The organism is Mycobacterium sp., from assembly GCF_049585075.1.
Taxonomy (GTDB): domain Bacteria; phylum Actinomycetota; class Actinomycetes; order Mycobacteriales; family Mycobacteriaceae; genus Mycobacterium.
On sequence record NZ_JBAUZA010000363.1, the window covers coordinates 1 to 2640 of the forward strand.

Annotated in this window: 4 protein-coding genes; all 4 read left to right on the top strand. The window is 64.9% G+C overall.

All coding sequences use genetic code 11. From position 1 onward, the window contains the following. On the top strand, positions 1-108 hold a 108-nt coding region (locus WB785_RS16995), incomplete at its 5' end, for a hypothetical protein (RefSeq protein WP_424080481.1). Continuing rightward, positions 98-352, top strand: a complete 255-nt coding sequence (locus WB785_RS17000; protein ID WP_424080478.1) for an exodeoxyribonuclease VII small subunit — start codon at positions 98-100, stop codon at positions 350-352. The genes WB785_RS16995 and WB785_RS17000, both read left to right, overlap by 11 nt. A gap of 62 nt (positions 353-414) precedes the next feature. Then, a complete protein-coding gene (locus WB785_RS17005; RefSeq protein ID WP_424080479.1) occupies positions 415-1533 on the top strand; it encodes a 3-beta-hydroxysteroid dehydrogenase in 1119 nt (372 codons plus the stop codon). A gap of 58 nt (positions 1534-1591) precedes the next feature. Next, a partial coding sequence (locus WB785_RS17010; RefSeq protein WP_424080480.1) for an NAD-dependent epimerase/dehydratase family protein occupies positions 1592-2640 on the top strand: 1049 nt, incomplete at its 3' end.

Consider the following 2640-nt stretch of genomic DNA (forward strand, 5'->3'; position numbering starts at 1 on the left):
GCGGTGCTGCGCTCGACCGACGATGCCCCGGCCGGAACCAAGCTGCGGGTTCGAGTTGCCGACGGCTCCGTCGCGGCGATCAGCGAAGGGCGAACAGATGGGGCCTGACAGGGGCGACAAAGCCGGCAAGCCCGAAGAGGCTACACCTATTAGTCAGCTCGGGTATGAAAAATGTCGAGATGAGCTGATCGAGGTTGTGCGTCTTCTCGAGCAGGGCGGGCTGGACCTCGACGCATCGCTAGCCTTATGGGAAAGAGGCGAGCAACTGGCAAAACGCTGCGAGGAGCACTTAGCTGGAGCGCGTAAGCGGGTGGCCGATGCGCTGGCCGCCAACGATCCGGAAGATTCTTGAAACGGAAACCAGTTTGATGGCTTGTGCTCGAAACTGGAACACGTTTCAGTTATTCTCTGGCCATGGCTGACACTTCTGGAACATCGCCGACCACCGAGTTGGGCCGAATCCTGGTTACCGGCGGCTCGGGGTTTGTCGGCGCCAACCTGGTGACCACGCTGCTCGACCGTGGCTACCAGGTGCGGTCGTTCGACCGTGCGCCCTCGCCGCTGCCGGCTCACGCGAGCCTAGAGGTGCTGCAGGGCGACATCTGCGACCCCGACACCGTCGCCGCGTCCGTCGACGGCATCGACACCATCTTTCACACCGCAGCGGTCATCGAGCTGATGGGCGGCAAGTCGGTCAGCGACGAGTACCGCCAACGCAGCTTCGCCGTCAACGTCGAAGGAACCAAGAACCTGGTGCACGCCGCGCAGAAGGCGGGAGCCAAGCGGTTTGTCTACACCGCGTCGAACAGCGTGGTGATGGGTGGTCACCGCATATCCGGTGGCGACGAAACGCTGCCGTACACCAGCCGATTCAACGACCTGTACACCGAGACCAAAGTGGTCGCCGAGAAGTTCGTGCTGTCGCAGAACGGGGTTAAGGGATTACTGACGTGTTCCATCCGGCCCAGCGGCATCTGGGGCCGCGGCGACCAGACGATGTTCCGCAGGCTGTTTGAAAGCGTCGTCGCCGGCCACGTCAAAGTCCTCATCGGCAGCAAGAGCGCCAAACTGGATAACTCTTACGTACACAACCTGATTCACGGCTTCATCCTGGCCGCCGGACACTTGGTGCCGGGCGGCACCGCGCCCGGCCAGGCCTACTTCATCAACGACGCCGAACCGATCAACATGTTCGAATTCGCGCGGCCGGTTGTCGAGAATTGTGGCGTGCATTGGCCGCGCACACGAGTATCGGGGCGGCTGGTGCGCGACGTCATGTCGATATGGCAGCGGCTGCACTTCCGATTCGGACTTCCGCAGCCACCACTGGAACCCCTTGCGGTAGAACGGCTTTACCTCGACAACTACTTCTCGGTGGCTAAGGCGCAGCGCGATCTTGGCTATCAGCCGCTGTTCACCACCGAGCAGGCGATGGCCGAGTGCTTGCCGTATTACTGCGAGCTGTTCGAACAGGTCAAGGCCGCCAGTCATCCGCACCTTGCTGCGGTTGTCGCGCCCGCCGTAGCCGAATAACGGTATATTCCGCTTCGTCTCGTCGCGAAATAGACCCTAGGCGAGCGAGGAGGCCCAATTGACCGAGACTGTGCTGGTCACCGGAGCGTTCGGGTTGGTCGGGTCCGCGACCGTGCGGCAGCTGCGAGCCGACGGCCGTCGTGTCGTCGCCACCGACCTCGACATCCCGACTAACCGCAAGAAGGCAGCGACTCTGCTGCCCGCCACCGATGTCCGGTGGACCGATCTCACCGATCCGGCCGCCGTCGCGGCGCTGCTGCGCGACGTCTCGCCCGCGGCGATCATCCACCTTGCCGCGATGATTCCGCCGGCGTGCTACGCGCGGCCGGCGTTGGCCCGCCGCGTCAACGTCGACGCCACCGGGTTCCTGATCAACGCGGCCAAAACGCTGCCGGCGCCGCCACGATTCATTCAAGCTTCCAGCGTCGCCGCCTACGGCGCACGTAACCCACACCGCATCACCGACGTGCTCACCGCGGACACCGCGCTGCGGCCATCCGATACCTACGGCGCCCACAAGGTGGAAGCCGAGCAGCTGGTGCGCGGTTCGGAGCTGGACTGGGTGGTGCTGCGGCTGGGCGGCGTGCTGACCGCCGAGCCGCGCTTCGACGTCGACCTGGACACGCTCTATTTCGAGGCGTCGCTGCCGGTCGACGGGCGCATTCAGACCGTCGACGTGAGAGATGTGGCGCGTGCCTTCGTCGCCGCCACCACCGCGGCGGTGGTCGGCGAGACACTGCTGATCGGCGGCGACGACTCGCACCGCCAGGTCCAAGGCGACATCACGCGGGCCAGCGCCGCGGCCATGGGCTTAGTCGGTGGGATGCCGGCCGGGCGCAAAGGCAACCCGGATAGCGACACCGACTGGTTCGCCACCGACTGGATGGACACCGTGCGTTCGGTGGAAGCCCTGAAATTCCAACGGGTTTCGTGGCCGCAACTGCTTGCCGAACTGGCCGACCGGATGAGCTGGCGGCGCTATCCTGCGCGGCTGGCCGCGCCGCTGGCTCACGAGCTGCTCAAACGTCGCTCACCGTACTACCGCTACCCGGGCCGCTACGCCGACCCGTGGCGGGTGATCAGCGCGAAATGGAATGACCCCCGACC

Coding starts and splice junctions, on each gene's coding strand:
- WB785_RS17000 (WP_424080478.1), top strand. CDS start 98: ATGGGGCCTGACAGGGGCGACAAAGCCGGCAAGCCCGAAGAGGCTACA.
- WB785_RS17005 (WP_424080479.1), top strand. CDS start 415: ATGGCTGACACTTCTGGAACATCGCCGACCACCGAGTTGGGCCGAATC.